General features: G+C 66.3%; 22 protein-coding genes. 13 read left to right on the forward strand and 9 right to left on the reverse strand.

Annotated features, from left to right (window positions below):
* The 3 genes from HH302_RS08410 to HH302_RS08420 all read right to left on the reverse strand — a co-directional run bounded on the left by HH302_RS08410 (position 1) and on the right by HH302_RS08420 (position 3,195).
* Positions 1-1,224, reverse strand: coding sequence for an MFS transporter (locus tag HH302_RS08410; RefSeq protein WP_172201275.1), 1,224 nt, complete (start codon positions 1,222-1,224; stop codon positions 1-3).
* A gap of 136 nt (positions 1,225-1,360) precedes the next feature.
* Positions 1,361-3,043, reverse strand: a complete 1,683-nt coding sequence (gene leuA / locus HH302_RS08415) for a 2-isopropylmalate synthase (protein ID WP_172201277.1) — start codon at positions 3,041-3,043, stop codon at positions 1,361-1,363.
* On the reverse strand, positions 3,037-3,195 hold the full coding sequence (locus tag HH302_RS08420) for a hypothetical protein (RefSeq protein WP_172201279.1): 159 nt from the start codon (positions 3,193-3,195) through the stop codon (positions 3,037-3,039). The genes leuA and HH302_RS08420 overlap by 7 nt, the downstream gene beginning before the upstream one ends.
* A gap of 394 nt (positions 3,196-3,589) precedes the next feature.
* Here HH302_RS08420 and HH302_RS08425 point away from each other — a divergent pair, with 394 nt between their 5' ends.
* On the forward strand, positions 3,590-3,904 hold the full coding sequence (locus HH302_RS08425; protein ID WP_172201281.1) for a c-type cytochrome: 315 nt from the start codon (positions 3,590-3,592) through the stop codon (positions 3,902-3,904).
* A 59-nt stretch (positions 3,905-3,963) separates the two neighbouring features.
* On the opposite strand, the gene HH302_RS08430 is transcribed toward HH302_RS08425, so the two are convergent.
* The 3 genes from HH302_RS08430 to HH302_RS08440 are packed head-to-tail and all read right to left on the reverse strand — an operon-like array spanning position 3,964 to position 6,365.
* Positions 3,964-4,185 (reverse strand): zinc ribbon domain-containing protein, encoded by a 222-nt coding sequence (locus HH302_RS08430; RefSeq protein ID WP_172201283.1) that lies wholly within the window; start codon positions 4,183-4,185, stop codon positions 3,964-3,966.
* Positions 4,186-4,190: 5 nt separating this feature from the next.
* Positions 4,191-5,330 carry an EAL and HDOD domain-containing protein gene (locus HH302_RS08435; protein ID WP_172201285.1) on the reverse strand — a complete coding sequence of 380 codons (1,140 nt, stop codon included), beginning with the start codon at positions 5,328-5,330 and terminating at the stop codon, positions 4,191-4,193.
* A gap of 12 nt (positions 5,331-5,342) precedes the next feature.
* Complete coding sequence (locus HH302_RS08440; protein WP_172201287.1) at positions 5,343-6,365, reverse strand: CDP-6-deoxy-delta-3,4-glucoseen reductase; 1,023 nt, start codon at positions 6,363-6,365, stop codon at positions 5,343-5,345.
* 38 nt (positions 6,366-6,403) lie between these two features.
* Here HH302_RS08440 and HH302_RS08445 point away from each other — a divergent pair, with 38 nt between their 5' ends.
* The 3 genes from HH302_RS08445 to HH302_RS08455 are packed head-to-tail and all read left to right on the forward strand — an operon-like array spanning position 6,404 to position 9,049.
* Positions 6,404-7,375: an NAD(P)H-binding protein gene (locus HH302_RS08445; RefSeq protein ID WP_172201288.1), complete on the forward strand. Its 972-nt coding sequence runs from the start codon at positions 6,404-6,406 to the stop codon at positions 7,373-7,375.
* The gene (locus HH302_RS08450) at positions 7,372-7,815 is read left to right on the forward strand and encodes a CopD family protein (RefSeq protein ID WP_172201289.1); all 444 of its coding nucleotides are present in this window, start codon (positions 7,372-7,374) and stop codon (positions 7,813-7,815) included. The genes HH302_RS08445 and HH302_RS08450 overlap by 4 nt, the downstream gene beginning before the upstream one ends.
* 10 nt (positions 7,816-7,825) lie before the next feature.
* Complete coding sequence (locus tag HH302_RS08455) at positions 7,826-9,049, forward strand: class I SAM-dependent RNA methyltransferase (RefSeq protein WP_172201290.1); 1,224 nt, start codon at positions 7,826-7,828, stop codon at positions 9,047-9,049.
* A gap of 6 nt (positions 9,050-9,055) precedes the next feature.
* Here HH302_RS08455 and HH302_RS08460 read toward each other — a convergent pair whose 3' ends face one another.
* Positions 9,056-9,604 carry a hypothetical protein gene (locus HH302_RS08460; RefSeq protein ID WP_172201291.1) on the reverse strand — a complete coding sequence of 183 codons (549 nt, stop codon included), beginning with the start codon at positions 9,602-9,604 and terminating at the stop codon, positions 9,056-9,058.
* Between the two features lie 45 nt (positions 9,605-9,649).
* Positions 9,650-10,927 carry a threonine ammonia-lyase gene (gene ilvA / locus HH302_RS08465; protein WP_172201292.1) on the reverse strand — a complete coding sequence of 426 codons (1,278 nt, stop codon included), beginning with the start codon at positions 10,925-10,927 and terminating at the stop codon, positions 9,650-9,652.
* A gap of 178 nt (positions 10,928-11,105) precedes the next feature.
* Between ilvA and HH302_RS08470 the strand changes: the two genes are divergently transcribed.
* Both HH302_RS08470 and HH302_RS08475 read left to right on the forward strand, forming a co-directional pair.
* Complete coding sequence (locus tag HH302_RS08470) at positions 11,106-13,601, forward strand: PAS domain S-box protein (RefSeq protein ID WP_172201293.1); 2,496 nt, start codon at positions 11,106-11,108, stop codon at positions 13,599-13,601.
* A gap of 88 nt (positions 13,602-13,689) precedes the next feature.
* Positions 13,690-14,310, forward strand: coding sequence for a 1-acyl-sn-glycerol-3-phosphate acyltransferase (locus HH302_RS08475; protein WP_172201294.1), 621 nt, complete (start codon positions 13,690-13,692; stop codon positions 14,308-14,310).
* Positions 14,311-14,313: 3 nt separating this feature from the next.
* Here HH302_RS08475 and HH302_RS08480 read toward each other — a convergent pair whose 3' ends face one another.
* Entirely contained in the window at positions 14,314-17,838 is a 3,525-nt protein-coding gene (locus tag HH302_RS08480) for a transporter substrate-binding domain-containing protein (protein WP_172201295.1), read from the reverse strand.
* A 156-nt stretch (positions 17,839-17,994) separates the two neighbouring features.
* Here HH302_RS08480 and HH302_RS08485 point away from each other — a divergent pair, with 156 nt between their 5' ends.
* The 7 genes from HH302_RS08485 to HH302_RS08515 all read left to right on the forward strand — a co-directional run bounded on the left by HH302_RS08485 (position 17,995) and on the right by HH302_RS08515 (position 23,113).
* A complete protein-coding gene (locus tag HH302_RS08485; protein WP_172201296.1) occupies positions 17,995-18,627 on the forward strand; it encodes a riboflavin synthase in 633 nt (210 codons plus the stop codon).
* Positions 18,624-19,721: a bifunctional 3,4-dihydroxy-2-butanone-4-phosphate synthase/GTP cyclohydrolase II gene (gene ribBA, locus HH302_RS08490; protein ID WP_172201298.1), complete on the forward strand. Its 1,098-nt coding sequence runs from the start codon at positions 18,624-18,626 to the stop codon at positions 19,719-19,721. Before HH302_RS08485 ends, ribBA begins: the two co-directional genes overlap by 4 nt.
* 45 nt (positions 19,722-19,766) lie before the next feature.
* A complete protein-coding gene (gene ribH / locus HH302_RS08495; RefSeq protein ID WP_172201300.1) occupies positions 19,767-20,240 on the forward strand; it encodes a 6,7-dimethyl-8-ribityllumazine synthase in 474 nt (157 codons plus the stop codon).
* Positions 20,237-20,713 carry a transcription antitermination factor NusB gene (gene nusB, locus HH302_RS08500; RefSeq protein WP_172201302.1) on the forward strand — a complete coding sequence of 159 codons (477 nt, stop codon included), beginning with the start codon at positions 20,237-20,239 and terminating at the stop codon, positions 20,711-20,713. The genes ribH and nusB overlap by 4 nt, the downstream gene beginning before the upstream one ends.
* Entirely contained in the window at positions 20,710-21,282 is a 573-nt protein-coding gene (locus HH302_RS08505; RefSeq protein WP_172201304.1) for a GNAT family N-acetyltransferase, read from the forward strand. The genes nusB and HH302_RS08505 overlap by 4 nt, the downstream gene beginning before the upstream one ends.
* 162 nt (positions 21,283-21,444) lie before the next feature.
* Positions 21,445-22,581, forward strand: a complete 1,137-nt coding sequence (locus tag HH302_RS08510) for a type IV pilus twitching motility protein PilT (RefSeq protein ID WP_172201306.1) — start codon at positions 21,445-21,447, stop codon at positions 22,579-22,581.
* 145 nt (positions 22,582-22,726) lie between these two features.
* A complete protein-coding gene (locus HH302_RS08515) occupies positions 22,727-23,113 on the forward strand; it encodes a hypothetical protein (protein ID WP_172201308.1) in 387 nt (128 codons plus the stop codon).
* Positions 23,114-23,181 lie beyond the last annotated feature (68 nt).

Raw genomic sequence — 23,181 nt, forward strand, 5'->3', positions numbered from 1 at the left:
TCAGGCCGCCGCCACAGCCGGCGGGCCGCGCCGCAGCAGGCCGCCAAGGCGCCAGGCCGCGGTGCCGCACGCGACTGCGCTGAGGGCCAGCACCAGGCGCGTATCGAGCAGGATCAGCGCTGCGCCGACCAAGGCAACCGCAACGTTGGCGAGGCAGAAGGTAGTCGAGAGCAATCCCATCACCGCGCCCTGGCCGTGCTGGTCGAAGCTTTGCGACCAGTGCACCGGCATCGACGTGCTGTAGATCGACAGTGGCACGCCGATCAGCACAATCACCACGATGCCAAGCGTCGACCAACCGGTTGCCAGCACCGCAAAGCAGGCAGCCACCACCCACGCGGTGCTGCGCGCAGCGGCGAGCGGCCTGAATCGCTGCCCGATGCGCGGCCACACCAGCGCGCTCATCAAGGTCATCAGCAGGCACATGCCAGCGGTGACCCAAGAGATACCGGTCGGCCCCAGCCGAGCGAACTCGACCAGCCACAAGGGGTAGAACTCGTAGAAGCCATTCAGACCGAAGGTGAACGCAAGTTGGAGCCAGAATACACGCCGCACAGCCGGATCTTCCAGCAGCCGGAAGGCGTGTCGTTCACGCGCGAAGGCAACCCAGCCACGGCCGCCCGGGTCCGCTTTCGCGCCAGTGTTGGGCACCAGCCAGGCGAGCAGTACCAAGGCCGGCAGCATCATCGCCGCGGCCACCACGAACGGCACCCAGCCACCCAGCGGCATCAGGAAGCCACCCAGCAACGGCCCGACCAGCCAGCCGATGTAGAGCGAGGCATTCACCATCGAGAAGGAGCGCGTCTTGTCGATTTGCGGATGCAGGTCCGCGGCGATCGCGCGGGCAATCGCCGCATTGCCTTCGCACAGCCCGGTCGCGAAACGCGCGAGGGCGAAGAGCGGGAAGTCCTCGGTCACCAGCGCGAAGGCGCTCAGCGCGTAGCCAAGGATCGCGAGCGTCAGCGTGGCGAGCATGATGCGACGGCGGCCGTAGCGATCAGACATCGGGCCCAACACCAGACTACCGAGCAGGATGCCGAAGGGGTTCAGCGCAATCGCGATACCCAGCAGCAGCTTAGGGCTGAGCCCGGCCCAATGGGTGAAGCCGTTGACCGGGCCGTCGATGAACAGCGGCGAGAGGATCGGGTACGGCAGTGCGACGCCCACGGTGGACATCAGCGCAACGCAACAGACGGAGAACAACACCAGGCGCGGGTGACGCATGAAAACTGAAGCGCCGCTTGTGGCGGCGCTGGCTCATTTAATTGTTGAGTATTTTACTCAACAATCGCCGGATTGGCGAGCCGGTCGGTGCCACGCGGGTAGCGCGGGCACCGCCGTGGGCCCTGCATGCGGCGGATCACGCCGAGGCAGGTGCAGGTTGGTCGAAACTTGAAATGCGTTGCTGTGCGCGGGCCACCGCGCTGACCAGGGCAAGGATCGCTGCGGTCGTGACGTTGCCGTGCAAGCCAGCGCCAAACGCGCTGCCCGGCACGCCTTCCATCGCGATCTCGACGAAGGCAATCGCGCGTGCATCGGAGCCCGCCGTCAGTGAGCGCTCCTCGAACGACACCACTTTCACCGGCAAACCCAGCGCGTGCACCGCTGCGTCGAGCGGGCCATTGCCAGTGCCCTCGCGGCGCGTTTCAACACCGCCGTCGCGGGTGACGAGGCGGATGCCCTGCTGCTCACCGGATTCGAACAAGTGGTGCTCAACATAGGCCGGCGACTCCACCGCGAGGTAGGTCTCGCGGAAGATGCGCCAGAGCTCGGACGCGCTCACTTCGCGGCCGACATCGTCGAGATGGCGCTGTACCTCGGCGGCGAACTCCACCTGCATGCGGCGCGGCATCGCCACACCGTAGTGTTCTTCGAGCAGGTAGGCGATGCCACCCTTGCCCGACTGGCTGTTCACGCGGATCACCGACTCGTAGCTGCGGCCGAGGTCCTTCGGATCGAGCGGAAGATAGGGCACTTCCCAGATCGCGTTCGGGTCCTGCACCGCAAAGCCTTTCTTGATCGCGTCCTGGTGCGAGCCGGAGAAGGCGGTGAATACGAGGTCGCCCACATACGGGTGGCGCGGATGGATCGGCAGCTGCGTGACCTCTTCCGCCACGCGGGCGACCGCATTGATGTCGGAGAAGTCGAGCTTCGGATCGACGCCCTGGGTGTAGAGGTTCAAGGCGAGCGTCACGAGGTCCACATTGCCGGTGCGCTCGCCGTTGCCGAAGAGGCAGCCCTCGATGCGATCGGCGCCCGCCATCACCGCGAGTTCGGCCGCTGCCACCGCGCAGCCGCGATCATTGTGCGGATGCACGCTGAGGACGATGCCGTCGCGGCGTGCGAGATTGCGGTGCATCCACTCGATCTGGTCGGCGTACACATTCGGCGTCGCGCCCTCCACCGTTGCCGGCAGGTTGATGATCACGCGGCGCTCCGGCGTCGGCGCCCACACCGCGGTCACCGCGTCGACGATCTCCTTTGCGAAGTCGAGTTCAGTGCCGGAGAACACCTCCGGGCTGTACTGGAAGGTCCAGTCGGTTTCCGGCCGTTCGGCAGCGAGCTGCTGGACGAGCTGTGCGCTCTCCACCGCAATCGCCTTGGTGCCGTCACGATCCGTGTTGAACACGATGCGGCGGAAGTTCGGCGCCGTGGCGTTGTAGAAGTGCACGATCGCGCGGTGCGCGCCGGCAAGCGATTCGAAGGTGCGGCGGATAAGGTGTTCGCGCGCCTGGGTCAGCACGCCGATCGTCACATCGTCAGGAATGTGACCGTCTTCGATGAGGGTGCGGACGAAGTCGAAATCCGTCTGCGAGGCGGAGGGGAACGCGACTTCGATTTCCTTGAAACCGACCGCGACGAGGGTCTTGAAGAGCTTGAGCTTGGCAGCACCGGACATCGGCTCGAACAGGGCCTGGTTGCCGTCGCGCAAGTCGGTCGAGAGCCAGATCGGCGCCTCGGTGATCACCTTGTCCGGCCAGCGGCGGTCGGCAAGGCGGATCGGTTCGAATGCTCGGTACTTGGTGGCGGGCTGATTCAACATCGTTTTCTCCTGGATGCGCTTTCGATACGTGGGTTTCGAGTCGCGGCGCGGGCCCCGATCAGGGACTCCCGGACTGCCAGGCTGCCGCTTTGCACGGCCTGGCAGTCGGTCAGCAGTCGTAGCGCAGAGAACAGGTGAATCAGGGTCAGCATGGGAGTCTCCTCGGCATCGGGGACACCGCCGGCGGACGCGCGAAGACGCACGAATCCCGCAAGGCGGACGGGTACAAACAACAGGAGGGGTTTGGATTTAGATGCGCGCGGGGCGCAGCAGTCGGCCCAGACCCAGGAACAGGGTCAGGGAGATCAGGCTCAGCAGGAGAGCGAGGGCCGATTGCAGTTGCATGGGGCAAACCATAATCGGCCCAGCCCTGATTCGTCAAGAGGGCTTGATCGCAGTCAACGTCGCAAACTTGATCCGCGTTATGGCCAATAGCGGCTTGCCGTTCAATGATCGCCGCCCCGGCACCCGTGGCGGTAGTCATTCACGCAATCGATGCGCTAGACTGGCCCGGCTGCTCTAACCATCCGAGAGAGGACAAGAGACATGAAGCAAATCCTGACCGCCGTTGCCGTCGCTGGCCTGCTGGCTTCCGGCGCGGCCTTTGCCGACGCGGGCGCCGACCTGGCGAAAGCCAAGAACTGCCTGGCCTGCCACGCTGTCGACAAAAAGGTCGTTGGCCCCGCATACAAGGATGTTGCCGCCAAGTACAAAGGCGACAAGGGCGCCGAAGCGAAGCTGATCGACAAGGTCAAGAAGGGTGGTTCGGGCGTGTGGGGCAATGTGCCGATGCCGCCGAACCCGCAGGTGAACGACGCCGAAGCGAAGCAGCTGGTGCAGTGGGTACTGAGCCAGAAATAAGCGTCTCGCCGCAAAGCAAAAAGGCCGACTCTACGTCGGCCTTTTTTGTTTCGGGCGCGTCAGGCGCGCACCAGATCGGTCTTTACCTTGGTCTTGGATTTAAGCTCGTTGCAGCGGTTGCACCACCAGTTGCTAGCGCCACAGGCAGCGATCTTTTCCAGCTCGCTGCCGCAGTCGGCACATTCACCGCGCACTCGGTAATCCGCAGCGCAGGCTTCGCAGTGCCACAGCTTGCCGCGCGATTCGAGCGGCGTGGCATGGACGGGGCATAGACGTTCCATCGCAATCACCCGAACTGAAGGCTATCGGCGAACGCCACAGCGGCCACCAGCGCCTTGCTGACGTCCTCCGCGCGGAGCTGCAGCTTGCTGATCTGCTCGCCGAGCAACGCCGGGTCGAGACGCTCACACGCGATCGCGAGATCGAGGAAGGGGCGATAGATCCCCTCGCCGCGCAGCAATGCGTCGTTGATGGGCTCAGGCAGCGTCATTTCGCTCAACACCGCTTCGGGCGTGGTGCCGAGCAGCACATGGATCAGCGAGAAGGCGCCAGTGATGAAGAGGTTATCGACCTCGCGTTTCTCGACGAAGGCCGCGCCGATCAGTTCCATGAAGCGGCCACGCGCAATCGCCGCCTGCATCAGGGCCGGCGCGAGCGGATCCTTGCTCGCGGACACCAGCAGCAGCGACAGCCACTTGTTCAGCTTGTCCATGCCGAGAATCGTGACCGCATGGCGGAAGGACTGCACCTCGACCATCAGGCCGAAGGCCGGCGAATTGATGTAGCGAAGCAGCTTGTAGGACAAGGCCACGTCAAGCTTCAGCGCCGCCTCGATTTCCTTGACCTCGGCCTCGTTGCGCACGAGGTTCAGCAGCCGGACGATCTGCGCATGCGAGGGAGCGAGTTCCTTCGCCGCCTTGACGCCTTTCAGGAAGAACCAGCCAGAAGCGCCGTCATAGCCGTTCTGTACCGCAGTGGCGAAGGCCGGCAGATCGGGCAAACCGGTCGCGATCGCGATGCCGGGGAAGCCCACGGGCTTGGGCGTTTTGTTTGCATCGGCCAGCACGAAGCGGAATTCGGCCCCGTCGGGCAGCGCCATGCCCGGCTGGTACCACGAGAGGCACACGTTGATGCCCGCTTCCTGCAGTTGCGGAATCAGCGCCTTCGTCTGCTCGTACGCCAAGGCCGGTGCCGGGATCTCGACCATCGTGTTGGGCGGCATCTGCCAGTCCATCAGCTCGGCGGTCGGCACCAGTCGGCCGAGGCTGACAAAAACCGTATGGTTGCTTGGCCAGCTGGCGGACAAGGCATTCAGCGCCGCCACGGCCACCGGCACACTGGGCGCATGCACGACCAGGCGGTTTGCGGTGATCGCGCGCTGCTTGTTGACGACCGGTTCGCGGGTGATCAGTACGGCTTGGCTCATATCGGCACGGTATCAGGTTGAACTGCTGTCGGACGAAAAGCTAAAGGCATCGGCAAAAAACGCGTCGGCCGGCAGACCGCAGCGGGTCGTAAAGTCCGCCCGCGCGGCGTCGATCATCGGCGGCGCCCCGCAAGCGTAGACCTGCACGCCGCTCATGTCCGGAAAATCTGCCAGCGCCGCCTGGTGGACCAGACCGGTGCGGCCTTGCCAGCCCTCCGGAGGCATATCGGATATGACAGGCACAAACTTGAACCCGGGCAGGCTCGCTTCCCACTCGCGGGCAAGGTCGAACAGGTAAAGCCCGGCGCGGTCGCGCGCGCCCCAGTACAGCGTGACCGGGCGGTGATTGCCGGTCGCGATCATGTGTTCGATCAGGCCCTTCATGGGCGCGAAGCCGGTGCCGCCGGCGACCATCACGATCGGCTTGCTGCTCTCACGCAGGTAGAAGCTCCCCAGCGGCCCCTCGAAGCGCAGGATGTCGCGCTCCTTCATGGTGTTGAACACATGGGTGGTGAAGCTGCCGCCTTCGACGAGGCGGATATGCAGTTCCATCTCGCCCTCGCGCTCCGGCGCATTCGCGATCGAGAAGCTGCGACGCTTGCCGCCGGCAAGCAGGAAGTCGATGTACTGACCGGCGAGGAAGCGGAAGGTATCGTTGGCCGGCAGCTTCAGCGTCAGCACGATCACGTCGTCAGCGGCGCGCACGATGCTCTGCACCCGGCAAGGCAGCTTCTTGATCGGGATGTCGGTGATGCGGCGCACATCGCGCACCTCCAGCACCAGGTCGGAGGTGGGCTTGGCGCAGCAGAACAGGGCGAAGCCCGTTTCGCGCTCGGCCACCGGCAAGGTCGTCTCCGGCGATTTGCCGTGATCCACCGACCCCTCCAGAACCCGGCCTTTGCACGATCCGCAGGCGCCGTCGCGGCAGCCGTAGGGCAGCATCAGCCCCGCGTCCAATGCGGACTGCAGGACCGAGGTATCGGGGTTGGCAGGAAATTCGAGACCGGCGGGTTGAAGCTTGACCTGGTAAGACATGGAAGTGTTGAGCTTGAAGGCAATGCGATAATCCGGGGATGGTAGCCCAACGCAACCCGAAACGCCGCCCCGCCCGCGCAACGACCGGCCGCCGCCCGGCCGGCAGACTTGCTCGCCGCCGTGTGCTGATCGTCGGCAGCGGCGACGTCGCTGCACGTGCGATTCCGCTGCTGGCAAAGCGCGCGCGCGTATTCGCACTGGTTCGCCGTGCTGAAGCGGCCGCGCCGCTGCGCGCCCTGGGGGCGCTGCCGCTGCACGCCGATCTCGACGATGCGCGCAGCCTGCGCCGCCTCGCCGGCATTGCGCCGGCCGTGCTGCACTTTGCGCCGCCGCCTGATCGCGGCGAGGGCGATCCGCGCAGCCGCCGCCTCGTCGCAACACTGGCACGTCGCGGGCTTCCGGCACGCCTCGTCTATATCAGCACAACCGGCGTGTATGGAGATTGTGCGGGCGCCTCGGTGCGGGAAACGCGCCCCTTGCGCGCAGGCACCGCACGTGCCAAACGCCGCGTTGCCGCGGAACGCACGCTGCGCGCATTCGCGCGGCGCAGCGGCTGCCAGCTCGCGATCCTACGTGCCCCCGGCATCTACGCGGCCGAACGACTCTCGCTCGCCCGGCTGGAACGCGGTGACCCGGTACTGCAGGCCAGCGAAGATGTGTTCACCAATCACATTCATGCCGACGACCTCGCGCGGCTGGCGATCACCGCGCTCACGCGTGGCGGCAATTGCCGCGCGTGGAATGCGAGCGATGATTCCGACCTGCATATGGGCGAGTGGTACGACCGCATGGCCGACACCTTCGGCCTGCCGCGTCCGCCGCGCGCCACGCGCGGCGAGATCGAGCGCGTGCTGAGCCCGATGATGCTGTCCTTCATGTCCGAATCGCGCCGCCTCGACAACACCCGCCTGCACCGGGAACTCCGCGTGCAGCTTCGCTATCCGACCGTCGATGCCGGGCTCGCACACGCGCGGGCCTGGTTCGATCAACACAAGGGAAACAAGCAATGATGTACATGTGGCTCAAGGCGATCCATGCCTTCTTCGTCGTCAGCTGGTTCGCCGGCCTGTTCTACCTGCCGCGCATCTATGTGAACCTGGCGATGGTGCCGGCCGACAGCCATACCGAACGTGATCGCCTGTTGCTGATGGCGAAGAAGCTCAAGCGTTTCATGCTGCCGCTGATGATCGGCACCTGGATCTTCGGCCTATCGATGATCTTCTACGGCGGGCTGGAAGCGGCCAAGGTCTGGCTCTCGCAGGGCTGGTTGCATGCCAAGCTGTTCATCGTGCTGCTGCTGACCGGCTACGACGGCTACTGCGGCCGTTTGCTGCGCGACTTTGCCGCTGGCCGCAACACCAAGAGCCATGTGTGGTTCCGCGTCTTCAACGAAGTGCCGGCGGTCGCGCTGCTCTTCGTCGTGATCCTCGTGATCGTCAAACCCTTCTGAGATCGCGCCGATGAGCGAGAACTTCTTCTCCCCCTGCCCGCGCGGGCTCGAGCCCTTGCTCGCCGACGAGCTGACGGCGCTCGGCGCACAGTACGTGAAGCCGGTGCATGGCGGCGTTGCCTTTGCCGGTGACTGGGCCCTGTGCTGGCGGGTTAACCTGGAGAGCCGCATCGCCACCCGCGTGCTGTGGCGCGTGGCCGAACGCGGCTACCGCAGCGAAGACGACATCTACGCGCTCGCACGCGAACAGGCGTGGGAGCAGTGCTTCTCGGTGGACCGCACGCTGCGCATCTATGTCACCGCGATCCGCTCGCCGCTGCGTAGCCTTAATTTCACGACGCTGCGCGTGAAGGACGCGATCTGCGATCGCTTCCGCGATGTGCGTGGCCGCCGCCCATCGATCAACACCGAGGCCCCGGACATCCGGGTATATGCCTTCCTCACCGCCGAAACCTGCACGTTGTACCTCGACACCTCAGGCGAACCGCTGTCGCGGCGCGGCTTCAAGCGCGCCAAACACGAAGCGCCGCTGAAGGAGAACCTCGCCGCCGGCATCCTGAAACTGAGCGGCTGGCAGCCCGACGAGGCCTTGCTGGATCCGATGTGCGGCAGCGGCACCTTCCTGATCGAGGCCGGGCTGATCGCGCTGGACATCCCGCCGGGCGCAGAGCGCGATTTTGGTTTCGAACGCCTGCACAGCTTCGACCCGGTGGCTTGGAAACGGCAACGCACGATGGCGCTGCAGCGTCGCCGCCCGGCCGACGACGTACGCCTGTACGGCGCCGATATCGACATGCGTGCGGTGGACGCAGCGCGCTACAACCTGCGCGAGGCGGGGCTGGATGATCTGGCGCAGTTCCGCACCAGCGACATCCTGAAGCTCGAAGCCCCGGAGTCGCGCGGCGTGCTGCTGTGTAATCCGCCTTACGGCGTTCGGCTGACCGCGCCGCGCGCAGCGGCCGGCCGGCGCGATGAACCGGCGCTTGCGGCGGAGGGCGAGGAAAGCGAACTCGCCGCTTGGTATCCGAAGCTCGGTGACCACCTGAAGCACGCGTTTGCCGGCTGGCAGTGCTTCTTCTTCAGCGGCGACCCGGCCCTGCCGAAGAAGATCGGCCTCAAGGCAAGCCGCCGCACGCCGCTGATGAATGGCGACATCGAATGCCGACTGTTTGCCTACGACGTGGTCGCGGGCTCCAATCGCCGCGTGCGGGACGAAGCGCCCGCCGAGGACTGAGGGCGATCAGGCAACGGTTGTGCCGTCCCGTGCGATCAGGCTGACCGGGGCGGCCGCCAGCCGCAGTGAGAGCGCGCGGCGGCGCCGTATCGGCATGTGGTCGTAGAGCAGCAACTCGGCCGGCCGCCACATCGCCACCCAAGCAAAGATCGTCAGGCTTTCGCGCACCGCGCGCGCAAAGCGCGATGTCGAGTCGGGGTCGATCGTGTTCGCGAAGCCGAGCAGGATTGCGACGACGAGCAGGCCAATCACGGTCGCGATACGGCCGCTGCGCATCACCCGCGACAGGTCGCGCGTCGCGGCGAGCGCTTCGTCCTCAAAATGGCGGCGCAGCGCCTTGACCACCCGTTGAACATCGCCGGGCCGGTCTTCGTCGACAACGAACTCGATTCGCAGCGGCACGTTGCCACGCTTCGAATCCGCTTCGTCAAGCAAACGCTCCGCGACATCCGCATGCAGCGCGGGGCCGGCGAACGGCGAGTCGTCCGGCGCCAGCAGGGCGGCCACCGAGCGCATTTCGAGACGCAGACAGTTCGGTTCGTTCGTTCTTGTCATGCCATCACCCCCAGTGCAGACGGACGATGGTAGCCCCGCGGCGTGTCAATCCGCCATCAGGTTCCGTACATGCAAGCCTTCAGCGACAAAGGTTTCGATCAGTTCGGCCTGGTGTGCGAAGTCGCGTGTTTCCATCTGCAGAATGACCTCCGTTTTGCCCACCGGCACATGCAGCTCACCGCGCCGGTGCTCCACATGTCGCACGTTGATCCCGAGCGCGGCGACCGTCTTGAGCAGGCTCAAAAGCCGGCCAGGGCTGTCCGGGATCGTTACCGCCACGCTCATCAGGCGGCCGCTTGAGGCCAGCCCGTAGTCGATCGACCGGCCGACCAGCGTCATGTCGACATTGCCGCCCGAGATCACCACCACCGCGCGGTCGTTCGGCTGCAGCTTGACCTTGCCGCGCATCAGCGCCGCGAGCCCCACCGCGCCCGCGCCCTCTGCGATCGTGCGGGTTCGTTCCAGTGTTGCGACAATCGCCTCGGCAATCGCGTTGTCGTCCACCGTCACGATCTCATCGACGAAACGTGCGATCACCGCCGAGTTACAACGCCCCGGCGCCTTTACCTTGATGCCGTCGGCGATCGTGTGGGCGCCCGGTGCGCAGGTTTCGAACAGGCCGTCTTGCAGGAAGTGGCGGTAGGGGGCGACCGTCTCGGTCTGCACACCGATGATTCGAATATCGGGCCGCTGCAGCTTGAGTGCCAGCGCAATACCCGAGAGCAGGCCGCCGCCGCCCAGCGGCACCACCGCCACCGTCATGTCAGGGCAGTCTTCGAGCATCTCCAGCCCGCAGGAGGCCTGGCCGGCGATCACGTCCCAGTCGTCGTAGGGATGCATGAAGGCGAGATCCTGCTCGGCCGCCACGCGATCAGCGAGCTCGCGCGCCTGCTCGAGATTCTCGCCGTGCAGCAGGATCGTCGCGCCCATGCGCCGACACGACTGGATCTTGGTGATCGGGGCGTTGACCGGCATCACAACCGTCGCCGCGACACCGGCATTGGCCGAAGCGCGCGCGACGCCCTGTGCATGATTGCCGGCAGACACCGCCACCACGCCGCGCAGATCAGGGCGCGCGGCGATCAGGCGGCGCATCTTGTGCGTCGCACCGCGGATCTTGAACGACCCCGTGCGCTGCAGGTTCTCCATCTTCAGCCACACCGGCGCGCCAAGCTCTTCGCTGAGGATGTCGTTCTGCCATTGCACGGTGCGCAGCACGGCGTCGGCGATGCTGTCGGCCACCCGGCGCAGTTGCGCCAGATCGGGACATTCCGCCGGCAGGTCGGTCAGGGATTGCAGGTTCGGGTTCGCGCTGGGGCTCATGGCGGCTCGCGTCAAAGGTGGTAGCGCCGGGTGGGCGCCGCCTCGCGGCGGATTCTGGGCCGACGGCCCCACAGTCAGCAAGCCGTGCGCCGTTGGTCGGGTTCCTCAAGTCGGTTGTCATGCCCGCCGTAGACCGGGCAGTAGAATGTGTTTTCCCTCCCCCCACGTCGGAGCCCGCATGCAAGTCTGGCTGCTGGTGGCAAGCCTCGCGCTGGTGCTGTGTGCCGTAACGCTGGCCCTGTTTCAGGCGCACCGCCGCCTGCGTGCGGCGGCTGGCGAAGAGCAGCTCAGCGCCCGCGAGCTGAACCGCCTGCGCGACATTTCCGCCTTCACCGCCGACTGGCAGTGGGAGCAGGACGCAGAACTGCGCTTCGTACGCTTCTTCGGCGGCACGATCTCGCGCCACAAGGTGCCGGTTGAGCATCTGCTCGGCCACCGCCGCTGGGAAATCCCGGGTCTGGTCTGCGACCCGCAGGAAATGGCGACGCACCGCGCCACGGTGGAGGCCCACCAGCCCTACTACGACTTCGAATACGGCGTCCGCAAGCCGGATGGCGACTTCCGCTGGTACGTCAGCAGCGGCCGGCCGGAGTACGACGAACACGGCAACTTCACCGGCTATTTCGGCTACGCGCGTGACGAAACCCGGCGCAAGCAGGCCGAACTGGCGCTGCAGGAGAGCGAGCAACGCCTCGCGACGATCCTCGATGCGTTGCCGGTTGCACTGGTCGTGCTCGACGCCGCAGGCCGGGTACAACTCTGGAACGCTGCCGCACAACGGCTGTTCGGCGTGCGGCGCGAGGACATCGTCGGCCGCAGCGATGCGCGCAACGCCCAGGGCGCCATGGCCGCCGCCGTGTTGGGTGAGCATTTGCTCGGCCATGCCGACCCGGCCACCGTGGCGCCGCGCAGCGAGGAGATCCGCTGCGAGACGATCCGCGGCCAAACGCTGTGGCTGCATGTGCTCAGCGTGGCGCTGTACGACAGCAACGAAGTCTTCTCCGGCACGATCCGCGTGGTGCAGGACATCACCGCGCGCCGCAATGCCGAGGACAAGGCCCATCGCGAACATGCCGATCTCGACGAAGCGCAGCGCATCGCGGCCCTCGGCTCCATGCGTTGGGCGCCGGGCGAGCGCCTGGCCCATTGCTCAAGCCAGATGATCACACTGCTCGGCCTGCCGCCGGGCGAGGTGGACCAGCCGATCCGTCGCCTGCTCGGCCGCATCAATCGCCGTTGCCGGCATGAGCTGATCGCACAGTGGCGCGCGCTGCGCACCAGTGGGGTGGCGGTCGAGGCACGCTGCGCGGTGGACAGCATGAGCGGCCGCCATCTGCTGGTGCGGGGGCATCTTGAAGTGACCGCGGAACGCGAACCCGTGCTGCGGGTGACTGCCACCGATGTCAGCGACCTCGAACTCGCCCGAGCGTCGGCGAATTCGGCCCGCGTGCTGTTCGAAACCCTGTTCGAGCACAGCCCGGTGGCGCTGAGCCTGTCCGATCTCGATCGACGCGTGCTGGTCAAGGTCAATTCGGCGTGGCGCGCGCTGTTCGGCATCGAGGCCGACGAGGCGATCGGCCAGTCCACGCTCGCGCTTGGGCTCTGGTTCGACCCGGCAGAGCGCGACGTAATGCTCGAAACCGTGGCGCGCGAAGGGCGCGTGATGCAGATGGAGGTGCACGGCCAGCCACGTGACGGCGAACCCCGCGTCTGCGAACTCTCGGGTGTGCAGCTCGAGCTGGACGGCCACCGGATGTTCCTGTCCTCGGTCGTCGATGTCAGCACCCAGCGGGCGCTGCAGGCCCGCGTGGAGAGCATGAACCGGGAACTCGAAATGCGCGTCGCGCACCGCAGCGAAGAACTGCGCGCCAAGCACGCCGAGCTGGGGCTCGCGATGCAGCAACTGGTGCAGGCGGAAAAGCTCGCCGCGCTGGGCGGCCTGGTCGCCGGCGTGGCGCACGAATTGAACTCCCCGCTGGGCAACACGCTGACCCTGGCCAGCAGCCTGCGCCAGCGGATCAGCAGCTTCGCCCGCTCGCTCGAAGACGGCAGCCTGCGAAAATCCACCCTCGCCGGTTTCACCAAGGATGCGGGCGAAGTCGCCGGGCTGATCGAACACAACGCGCGACGCGCCTCCGAGCTGATGGCCAACTTCAAGCAAGTGGCGGCCGACCAGACCAGCGAGCGCCGTCGCCGCTTTGACCTGAAGAACACCATCGAGGGCGTGGTCGCAGCCTTGCGCCCACGTTTGGCCCATGTGCCGCAAAAGCTCGAACTCGATCTGCCGGAGGACGTCGAGCTGGACAGCTACCCGGGCCCGCTCGAACAGGTCATCACCAACTTCATCAACAACGCGCTGTTGCATGCCTTTGACGATCGAAGCGACGGTCACATGCGGCTGAGCGCAGAGGCCGTGGATGCCGACCGGGTGCAGATCGTGTTCTCGGACGACGGCAACGGCATGGCGCCGGAAATCATGCAGCGCGCCTTCGAGCCCTTCTTCAGCACGCGCGTTGGCCACGGCGGCACCGGGCTCGGGCTCTATATCGTGCGCAATCTGATCGAAGCCCCGCTGGGTGGGGCGCTCAGCCTCGAATCCACCCTCGGCGAGGGCACCCGGCTCACCGTCGACCTGCCGCGAGTGGCCCCCATCGAAGCCACCAGCCCGAGGTGAGCGCGCAGGCCTTGCGGGTTGCAGTGCACGATGGACGCTGCGCGCGCAAGCTGGGATAGTCGCGCACCCTAGTTCAGGAACCCACGCCTTGTCGCAGCCCGATCACGCGCCCAGCCTCGCACCCCGCCCACGCCGCTGGGCCCACACCTTGTTGCGCCTGGTCGGCTGGCGCATCGACCTGCCGCCACCAACGGCAGCCAAAGTGCTGCTGATCGTGTATCCGCACACCTCGAACTGGGACTTCCCGCTCGGTCTGCTGGCACGTTGGGCCTGCGGCTGGCCAGTGCGCTGGATCGGCAAACACACCATCTTCGTCGGCCCATTCAACCGTCTGTTGCGCAGCTGGGGCGGGATTCCGGTCAATCGTGCCGCGACCGGGGGCTTCATCGAAACACTGGCGGCCGACATCCGCCGTCGCGACACCCTGATCCTTGCAATGGCGCCGGAGGGCACGCGGCGCCGCCTGGATCACTGGAAATCTGGCTTCCTGCGCATCGCCCGCGCGGCCGACATGCAGCTGGGCCTTGCCTACATCGACTTCGCAACGCGAACGATCGGCATCCGCGGCTACATGACACTCAGCGGCGACGACGCGGCCGACATGGCGCGTATCACCGAGGCCTATCAAGGCGTGGTCGGCTACCACCCCGAACTCGCCAGCCCGATCCGGCTGCGCCCGCCCGCCAACGCGCCCGAGAACAAGCCCTAGCGGTCAGGCGCTCGGTTCGATCTCGGCGAGGCGCAGGCGGAGGCGTTCGAGCGCCCGGCCCAGCGGCACCGTCAGCCGGCGCGTGGCGGCCGCATCGCCCGCCTTGGCAGCACCCTCGAGTTCCGCCGCAGCAGTCCCGACGCGCTCGAAACCGGCATTGCGGGCGCCGCCCTTGATCCGGTGGGCAAGGAAGCGGACGGCTTCGAGATCTTCGATGTCGAGCTTTTCGCGCAGCGCCACCAGATCTTCGGCCGAGGCCGTCACGAAGCCCTGCGCGATGCCATGCGCCCGCTCGGTTGAACCCAGCAGTGCCGCCAGATGGGCGAGGGGCTCCGCCTCCTCATCGTGCACCTCCTCGGCCATCAGACCTTGCGGCGGCATCGCTGGCGCGCAGCCCAGCTGGGTCAGCGCCGCATGCAGCGTCTCCAGCGTCAGCGGCTTGAGTACCACGCTGTCCATGCCGGCAGCGGCACATGCGCTGGCGGTGGTCTCGCTACCGTCTGCAGTGACCGCCGCGATCGGCGTGCGCGCCAACCCCCTCAGGCGCTCGCGCTGGCGCATGCGGGCCGCGAGGCTGATGCCGTCCTCACCCGGCATGCGGTAATCCAGCAGCACCGCGCAGTAGGTGCCGGTGCAGAAGGCCTCGAATCCCGCCTGTGATTCGCCGACCAGCTGCGCATCGAAGCCAAGCAAAGACAGCAGCTCCTTCGCAACGCGCAGGTTCAACGGCTCGTCGTCAACCACCAGCACGACGCGATTCGCGGGCGGCGCGGCGGCTGGCTCAGCTGCGCGCAACGGTGCGGGGTCCAGCGCACGGCTGAGTGCCTGCTGCAGCCGCGAGGGCAGCAGCGGCTCGGCCGCCAATTCGATGACGGCACCGCGCAGGCTGCGAATCGTGCCACCGACGTCGCGCGTAAGCCTCACGCTGGGTTGGCCCTCGAGCGCGGGGGCGCCGTCGGACAGCGTGATCTGGGTGAAGTCGCGGGCCTCAGGGCTCACCACATGCGCCCCCCAGTTGCGCAGCCAGGCTTCGCTTTCCTGCCGCCAGAACGGGTCAGCAACCGCCATGCGAACGCAGACGCCGACGAAGCTGCGTTCATCGGCCGATGCCAGCAAGGCCGAATCCGCCTCGACGGTGAAGCTGAAGAGGCTGCCGCCCTGCCCACCGGCGGTGTAGTCGAGCCGGCCGTGCATCGCGTCGGTCAGCGCACGGCAGATTGCGAGCCCGAGCCCGGTGCCGGGCGAGCCGGGTCCGCCGAGCGGCTCGAAGGGTTGGAACAGACGGTGACGCTCGCTGTCGGGAATGCCGGGGCCGCTGTCCTCCACCTCGACGATCAGGCGCCAGCGACGCGTCGTGAGCGGAGCAGCGGCGAGCTTGAGGCGAACGGCGCCACGTTCGGTGTAGCGGATTGCGTTGGATACCAGGTTTGCCATCACCTGCCGCACGCGCAGGCCGTCGAGCACCAGCGGCGGCACCTGCGGCGCGACCGAAAGCTGCAAGGCGAGCCCGCGCTCGGCGGCCATCGGCGCAAACAGCGAAGCGACATCCTCGGCCAGCGCGCGCACATCGGTCGGCTGCGGATCGAGCGAGAGCCGGCCCGCTTCGATACGGGCGAAGTCGAGCGCATCGTTCAGGATCGACAGCGCAACCCGCGCCGAGCGCGCCACCACGCCCAGCTGATAGTGCTGGTTTTCGTCGAGTCGGCCATGCGCCAGCGCGTCAACCATGCCGGTCACACCGTTCATCGGCGTGCGCATTTCATGTGACAAGGCAGCCAGGAAGGCGGCCTTGCGGTCTGCCGAATCCAGCGCCGCATCGCGCGCCTCAGCCAGCGCAGCCTCGCTTGCCAGCCGGCGAGTCACCTCGCGCTGCAGGCGACGGTTCCAGACGACGATGATGCCGATCACCAGCGCCAGCACCGCCAGCACCGGCAGGCCGATCGACAGGACCTTCTGCCACGGCAACACGAATCGGTACTTCGGCACCAGCCAGCGTTCATTGAGCTGGTGCACTTCGGCCGGCGTCAGTGAATCGAGCGCAAGCCCGAGTAGCGCGACCAGCTCGGGCCAATCGCTGCGCACTGCGATGTGCACCTCGCTCGGCGCCTCGACCCAGCTGCCGGCCACTTTCAGCACGCCGGCGTAATCCTTGGCGAGGCGCGGCGCCACGGCGGTCAGGTCGTTGAAGCTTGCCTCGGCTTCGCCGCGCGCCACCGCATCGAGCGCCTGCTCCAGGGTATCGAACTCGATGACATGGACGCCCGGGTAGTTGCGCGCAAGCCGCGGCACCAGGAAATGACCGCGCTTCATCGCCACGACCTTGCCGAGGTACTGCCCCGGCTCGTGGAAGAAGTCGCCTTCGCTGCGCGTGACCGCCACGGTGGCGGTCGTCAGCAGCGGGCCGGCGAAACGCGCGAACTCTTCGCGTTCGGCGCTGCGCGAAAGGCCCAAGGCGAGATCGATCTCGCGTGTGGCGAGTGCACGCTGCAGGTCAGCCAGGGTGTAGGCGCGCGGGGTCTCGATGCCAACGCCGAGGCGCCGCGCAAGGAGATCGAACTTGTCGGCGAACAGTCCCTGCATGCGGCCATCCGGCCCGCGCTCGATCAGCGGCGCGTAGTCGGCGATATAGCCGATGCGCAGGCGTGGATGAGCGGCCAGCCACGCACGCTGGGCTGCGTCGAGCTGCAAGGGGGTTGCGACCGGGGCCAGCTGGAGCGGCACCGGCGCCCAACGACGAACGACCGCCGCGCGTTCGTCGGCACTGATCGAGGCAATCGCGCGATCGAGCAGCGGCGCGAGCGCGGCGGCCTGGCGGCCGACACCAAAACGCAGGCCGGAATCGATCGGCACCGGGCCGCGTACCGACAGGTTGGAAAGCAAGCCGCGTTCGACCTGATACTCGGCCGGTGCGAGCGCGCCGAAATAAGCGTCGGCACGCGCTTCGGATACCGCGCGCAGCGCATCCGCCGTCGTCGGCACCCTGAGCAACTTTGCGCGCGGGTAGCGCTGCGGCACCAGCTCGGCCGCGGCATAGCCCTCCTCCACCGCCACGGTGCGCCCTTCCAGCGTGGCGTCCGGCGACAGGCCACTGGTATCGCGCCGGGCGATCATGACGACCGGCGTGTCGAGGTAGGGCTGCGTGAAGTCCATGAAGCGCTCGCGCTCGCCGGTGCGACCGATCGACGGCACCACGTCAATCTCGCCCGCACGCACTTTGGCAAACAGCGCTGCGGCGTCGCGTTCGACACGGATTTCGTAAGTCGCGCCAATGCGTCGCGCAATCAGCTCGAGCATGTCGGCCGACATGCCGATGTAGCGCCCCTCTGCGCTGAACTGTTCGATCGGCGCCCAGTCCTGGCGCGCGACACCGACCCGGATCACCGGATGCGTAGCCAGCCATGCACGCTCGGACGGCGTGGCTTCAACCGGTGCGGCACCGGCGGGTAGGGCCGAGAGAACGAGCACGGCGGCGCACACACGCGCAGCCCAGGCTGCAACGGCGACAAACGAGGGGCGGATGGGGGACATGGCGCGATGATAGCGGCGCGCCGGCCCGGCTACCCGCGGCACAGTTCGCAAGATTGGGAGGGAAGCCCGGCGCCGCTTCAGCGCGCGCACCTGCCGCGATCGGTGCCGGCCCCGGCGGATCGGCTAGAATTGCGGTTTTTCCAAGCGGAGCGAAGCATGTTCTCCGGAATCGTGGCCGCAACCGGCCGCATCGTTGCGGTGACCCCGCTCGACCAAGGCGTCCGCCTGACCACCGATGTTGGCACCTGGGATCTTTCCGATGTAGCGCTCGGTGATTCGATCGCCCACAACGGCGTCTGCCTTACCGTGATCGCGAAGGAAGGCCAGCGGATGCAGTTTGACGTGTCGGCCGAAACGCTGGCCTGCACCGTCGGGCTCGCCGAGCCGGGCGAGGTGAACCTCGAGAAGGCGCTGCGTCTGGCCGACCGAATCGGTGGCCACCTGGTCAGCGGCCACGTCGATGGCGTCGGCGAAGTGCTGAAGTTCGCGCCGATCGGCGAGAGCCACGAGCTGGTGATCCGTGCCCCGCGCGCATTGGCCGGCTACATCGCCCGCAAAGGATCAATCACGGTGGATGGTGTGAGCCTCACGGTGAACCGCATCGAAGGCACGGATTTCTCGATCAACCTGATCCCGCACACGGTTGAAGTCACGACCCTCAAGCGCCTCACGCCAGGAACCAAGGTGAACCTCGAAGTCGACCTGATCGCCCGCCACGTCGAGCGCATGCTGGCCTGGGAAAAAGAGGCGTCAGCCTCCGACATGCAGACCGGCGGAGGGCAGTCATGAGCGTCCTGGCACCGATTACCGCAATCATCGAAGACATCCGCGCCGGCAAGATGGTGGTGCTGGTGGATGAAGAGGATCGCGAAAACGAGGGCGACCTGGTTCTTGCCGCCGAGCATGTCACGCCTGAAGCGATCAACTTCATGGCCAAGCATGGCCGCGGCCTGATCTGCCTGACGCTCACGCAACAGCGCTGCAAGCAGCTGGGGCTGGGCTTGATGGTAAAGGACAACCGCTCGCCCTTTTCCACCGCCTTCACCACCTCGATCGAGGCGGCCGAAGGGGTAACGACGGGCATCTCTGCGCAGGACCGTGCGGTCACCGTGCAGGCAGCCGTCGCCCGAAACGCAACGCCGGATTCGATCGTGCAGCCGGGCCACATCTTCCCGCTGATGGCACAGCCCGGCGGTGTGCTGGTGCGTGCCGGCCACACCGAAGCCGGTTGCGATCTCGCACAGTTGGCCGGTTGCGAGCCTGCGGCGGTGATCTGCGAGATCCTCAAGGACGACGGCACGATGGCGCGCCTGCCGGATCTGCTGGAATTCGCGAAGGAACACGACCTAAAGATTGGCGCAATCCGCGATCTGATCGAGTATCGCGCCCAGGCCGAGGTGCTGATCGAGCGCGTCACCGAAAAGACCGTCGATACCGCGCACGGGCCGTTCCAGCTCTGTGCTTTCGCTGACCGGGTATCGGGCGATGTGCATCTGGCGCTGTCGCGCGGTGATGTGCGCCCCGACACCGAGGCGCTGGTGCGGGTGCACGAGCCGGTCTCGGTGCTGGACTTTCTTGACCCCGCCGGCAGTCACCACAGCTTCGGCATTGACGATTCGCTGCGCCGGATTGCCGCGCACGGTAACGGCGTGCTGATTCTGCTGCGCAGGCCCGAAAGCGGCGAAGAACTGATCGCCAAGCTCACGCCGGACAGCAACCGCCGCCCGGCGCTGAAATGGGACCCGCGGATTTTCGGTATCGGCGCGCAGATCCTGCGCAACCTCGGCGTCGGCAAGATGCGCGTGCTCGCAAGCCCGCGCAAGATCCCCAGCATGACCGGCTTCGGCCTCGAAATCACTGGTTACGACGCGCCGACCGCCTGAACCCAAACATCGCACGGCGCCCGCATGGCGCCTACAAGGACTGACATGCCCCGCTTCGAGAAGATTGCCGAGATCACCCCCGACCTCAACGGCGCCGGCCTGCGTGTCGGCATCGTGATGAGCCGTTTCAACCAGTACGTGTGCGAAGGCCTGCTGTCGGCCGCGACCACTGAACTGATCAACCGCGGTGTTGCCCACGATGCGATCCAGATCGCCACCGTGCCGGGCGCACTCGAGATCCCGCTGGCGCTGCAGACGATGGCACGATCCGGCCGTTTCGATGCCCTGATCGCGCTCGGCGCGGTAATCCGCGGCGAGACCTACCACTTCGAACTGGTGTCGAACGAACAGGGCGCCGGCATCACGCGAGTGACGCTCGACGAGAGCATCCCGATCGCGAACGGCGTGCTGACGACCGAGGATGACAACCAGGCCGAATTCCGCATGCATCAAAAAGGCACCGAGGCCGCTCAGGCGGCGATCGAGATGGCCAACCTGCAAAAGGCACTCCGCGCATGAACACCCCAACCCCGAACAAAACGCCGCGCCGCCTGGCGCGCGAACTGGTGCTGCAAGGCCTGTACCAGTGGCAGCTGACCGGCAATTCGGTTCCGATGATCGAGGAACACCTTGAGATCTCGGAAGAAACCGCCGGCGACTGGGTGCGTTCCGATCGCATCCTGCTGCGCGCGCTGCTGACCGGCGCGACCGAGCACGCCAGCGAACTTGAAGCCGAGTTCGTGCCGCACATCGATCGCCCGATCGGGGAACTCTCACCGATCGAACGCGCAATCGTGCTGCTCGGCGTGTACGAACTGAAGCACTGCCCCGAAACGCCGTATCGCGTGATCCTCAACGAAGCCATCGAGCTGGCAAAGAACTTCGGCGGTACCGAAGGGCACCGCTTCGTGAATGGCGTGCTGGACAAGTGCGCAGCGCGGCTGCGCGCGGTGGAAGTGGAACAGGCCAAGAAGGGCGCGCCACGCAAGTGAGCCGCGCGCCGGTTCTGCTCGACATGCCCGGGCAGATCGACACGGCGCGCCTCACGCTGCGCCCGCCCCGCGCGGGCGACGGCGCGGCCGTCATGGAAGCGGTGTGCGACTCGTTGGTGGCGCTGCGCCAGTGGCCGGCAAACCTGCCGTGGGCAGTGCCGGAGCCAACGCTGGAGAGCTTCGAAACCTTCTGCCGGCGCGCCGAAGCACAGTTCGTCCTGCGCGAAGACTTCACTTTCCTGATCCGGCACCGTACCGAGGATCGCCTTGTCGGTGCCTGCGGCCTTCACCGCTTCGATTGGCTCGCGCGACGGTTCGAGATCGGCTACTGGGGGCATACGCCAAGCCTTGGCCACGGCTACCTGAGCGAAGCAGTCCGCGCGATCCGCGACCTGGCCTTGCACACGCTCCATGCTCGCCGACTGGAAATCGTCACCAACGCACGCAACCTCCGCAGCCGCGCGCTGGCAGAGCGTTGCGGCTTTGTGCTGGAACACCTGCGACCGCAGAACACCCCCGAACACGGCGGCGACGCCGGCGAGGCAGCGGTTTACGTGCGTACCGCCTGAAGCGCCGCCCCCCATTCCGGCGCAAATCAGTAAACAGCTAGAATACTGAAATTACGTACAGCCACCGATCTGCTGGCCGCCTGTCGGCGCGCCCGTAGAAATCGGCGCACAGCGGTATATAGTCACGCCCGCACGAACAAAATGCTTGCGCAGGGAGCCTGAATGGAATTCCAGAACTACTCGATGATCGAGACGCTGTCCCCGGCCGAGAATGCGGGCTACCCCGCCCTCGGTACGCTGGTTGAGCAGATCCTGCACCTGCTCAACTCGAACATCGTGTTCAGCGACATCATCATTCACCAGAACAGCCCTGTGATGCTGCGCCAGCCCAAGCGCCTGGTGGCTGCCTGCGACACGCCGGTGACCGGCGAGGATCTGGAGGAGTTCTTCAAGGTCATCGAGCCGAACTGGGAAGAGCGCATCATGGAGCGCGCCTTCGATCGCTCGAAGGATCTCTACAGCGCCCGCATCCGCGCTAACTGCTTCACCTTCCAGGGCCGCAAGCGCCTCGGCTGCGTGATTCGCCGTTTCCCGACCGAGCCGATGCCGATGGAAGACCTCGGTCTGCGCCCGTCGATCCAGGAGCTGGTCAAGCTCAACAGCGGCCTCGTGCTGTTCATTGGCGACACCTGCCAAGGCAAATCGACGACGATCGCCTCGCTGCTCGACGAGATCAACAAGACCCGCTCCGGCCACATCATCACGATCGAAGACCCGGTCGAAACCCTGATCCCGCAGCGCCGTTGCATCATCACGCAACGCGAAGTGGGCGAAGACGGCGACGTTGGCAGCTACTACCTGGGCGCCCTCGATGCACTGCGCGAACGCCCCGACGTCATCCTGATTGGCGAGATCCGTGACGCGCAAACGGCGCAGGAAGCGCTCGCCTTGTCGGAATCCGGCCCGCTGGTGTTTGCCACGCTGCACGCAAAGACCACCGAGCTGGGCCTGCAGAAGATGCTGCGCCTGCTCGGCAACACCGAAACCCAGGCGCAGACGCTGGCCAGCTCGCTGCGCAGCGTGATCTGCCAGGCGCTGATTCCGTCACTGAAGGGCGACTCCTACTACCTCGCCACCGAATGCCTGACGCCCAACGCCGAAGCGCAGGCGCTGATCGCATCGCGCAACGTCGGCGGCATCCGCCCCTTGCTCGACAAGCTCAACGCGGTGCCGGACTCGCGCTCGCACACGATGAACTCCGACCTGCAGATCTTGCTGAAAGCCAAACGCGTCGGTCTCGCCGACGCCCGCAAGGCAACCACCGACCTGGCGCGCTTCCACGAGCTATTCGAACGCTGACCGCTTCGCAGGCAACAAACGAGACGGCGGGCGCTTGCTCGCCGTTTTTCTTTTGCGAAGTGCCGGAAGGCCGGCCGACTCGCGGCCCCCGACAATACGGGGCATTATTCACCGCATCGAAGTTCAGCGGATCGGAGCGCGTCGCATGCAATTCGAATTCGAGTTCTACAGTTCAGAGATCGAACGCATCGAGGCGGAAGGCAGCGAGCTCAAGGTACATTTTTCGGCCGCACATCTGCACGCGGTCGCGCCGGGCGGCACCCGCGTGCCCGGCTACGCCGGCAAGCTCGTGATGCACTTTTCGGACGCCCACTGGAGTGGTGCGCCTGAACGCTGCATCGGAGGGTTGGCTGACGGGAGCCTGTCGGTTGGCGCTGTGCGGCAAACACGCTTCCAACTACCGCTCGACGCATCCGGCTCGATCGTTGCGGAGTTCCGCTTGATCTCCGGTTCGCAGTTTTCCGTACAGGCGGCCCATGTCAGCTGCGCAGCCCCGGCGCCGGACCAGTTCGTCGAGAGTTATGCCTGCTGACGAATCGGCATAAAAAAGGGGAGCGCACGCGCGCTCCCCAACTCTCTTGCCGCCACCTCGGAGGCGGT

Origin of the sequence: Niveibacterium sp. COAC-50 (assembly GCF_013184235.1) — a bacterium.
GTDB lineage: Bacteria > Pseudomonadota > Gammaproteobacteria > Burkholderiales > Rhodocyclaceae > Niveibacterium > Niveibacterium microcysteis.

Excerpts from the sequence above, each read along its gene's own strand:
- HH302_RS08410 (WP_172201275.1), bottom strand. The coding sequence starts at position 1,224 with ATGCGTCACCCGCGCCTGGTGTTGTTCTCCGTCTGTTGCGTTGCGCTG.
- leuA (WP_172201277.1), bottom strand. The coding sequence starts at position 3,043 with ATGTTGAATCAGCCCGCCACCAAGTACCGAGCATTCGAACCGATCCGC.
- HH302_RS08420 (WP_172201279.1), bottom strand. The coding sequence starts at position 3,195 with ATGCTGACCCTGATTCACCTGTTCTCTGCGCTACGACTGCTGACCGAC.
- HH302_RS08425 (WP_172201281.1), top strand. The coding sequence starts at position 3,590 with ATGAAGCAAATCCTGACCGCCGTTGCCGTCGCTGGCCTGCTGGCTTCC.
- HH302_RS08430 (WP_172201283.1), bottom strand. The coding sequence starts at position 4,185 with ATGGAACGTCTATGCCCCGTCCATGCCACGCCGCTCGAATCGCGCGGC.
- HH302_RS08435 (WP_172201285.1), bottom strand. The coding sequence starts at position 5,330 with ATGAGCCAAGCCGTACTGATCACCCGCGAACCGGTCGTCAACAAGCAG.
- HH302_RS08440 (WP_172201287.1), bottom strand. The coding sequence starts at position 6,365 with ATGTCTTACCAGGTCAAGCTTCAACCCGCCGGTCTCGAATTTCCTGCC.
- HH302_RS08445 (WP_172201288.1), top strand. The coding sequence starts at position 6,404 with ATGGTAGCCCAACGCAACCCGAAACGCCGCCCCGCCCGCGCAACGACC.
- HH302_RS08450 (WP_172201289.1), top strand. The coding sequence starts at position 7,372 with ATGATGTACATGTGGCTCAAGGCGATCCATGCCTTCTTCGTCGTCAGC.
- HH302_RS08455 (WP_172201290.1), top strand. The coding sequence starts at position 7,826 with ATGAGCGAGAACTTCTTCTCCCCCTGCCCGCGCGGGCTCGAGCCCTTG.
- HH302_RS08460 (WP_172201291.1), bottom strand. The coding sequence starts at position 9,604 with ATGACAAGAACGAACGAACCGAACTGTCTGCGTCTCGAAATGCGCTCG.
- ilvA (WP_172201292.1), bottom strand. The coding sequence starts at position 10,927 with ATGAGCCCCAGCGCGAACCCGAACCTGCAATCCCTGACCGACCTGCCG.
- HH302_RS08470 (WP_172201293.1), top strand. The coding sequence starts at position 11,106 with ATGCAAGTCTGGCTGCTGGTGGCAAGCCTCGCGCTGGTGCTGTGTGCC.
- HH302_RS08480 (WP_172201295.1), bottom strand. The coding sequence starts at position 17,838 with ATGTCCCCCATCCGCCCCTCGTTTGTCGCCGTTGCAGCCTGGGCTGCG.
- HH302_RS08485 (WP_172201296.1), top strand. The coding sequence starts at position 17,995 with ATGTTCTCCGGAATCGTGGCCGCAACCGGCCGCATCGTTGCGGTGACC.
- ribBA (WP_172201298.1), top strand. The coding sequence starts at position 18,624 with ATGAGCGTCCTGGCACCGATTACCGCAATCATCGAAGACATCCGCGCC.
- ribH (WP_172201300.1), top strand. The coding sequence starts at position 19,767 with ATGCCCCGCTTCGAGAAGATTGCCGAGATCACCCCCGACCTCAACGGC.
- nusB (WP_172201302.1), top strand. The coding sequence starts at position 20,237 with ATGAACACCCCAACCCCGAACAAAACGCCGCGCCGCCTGGCGCGCGAA.
- HH302_RS08510 (WP_172201306.1), top strand. The coding sequence starts at position 21,445 with ATGGAATTCCAGAACTACTCGATGATCGAGACGCTGTCCCCGGCCGAG.
- HH302_RS08515 (WP_172201308.1), top strand. The coding sequence starts at position 22,727 with ATGCAATTCGAATTCGAGTTCTACAGTTCAGAGATCGAACGCATCGAG.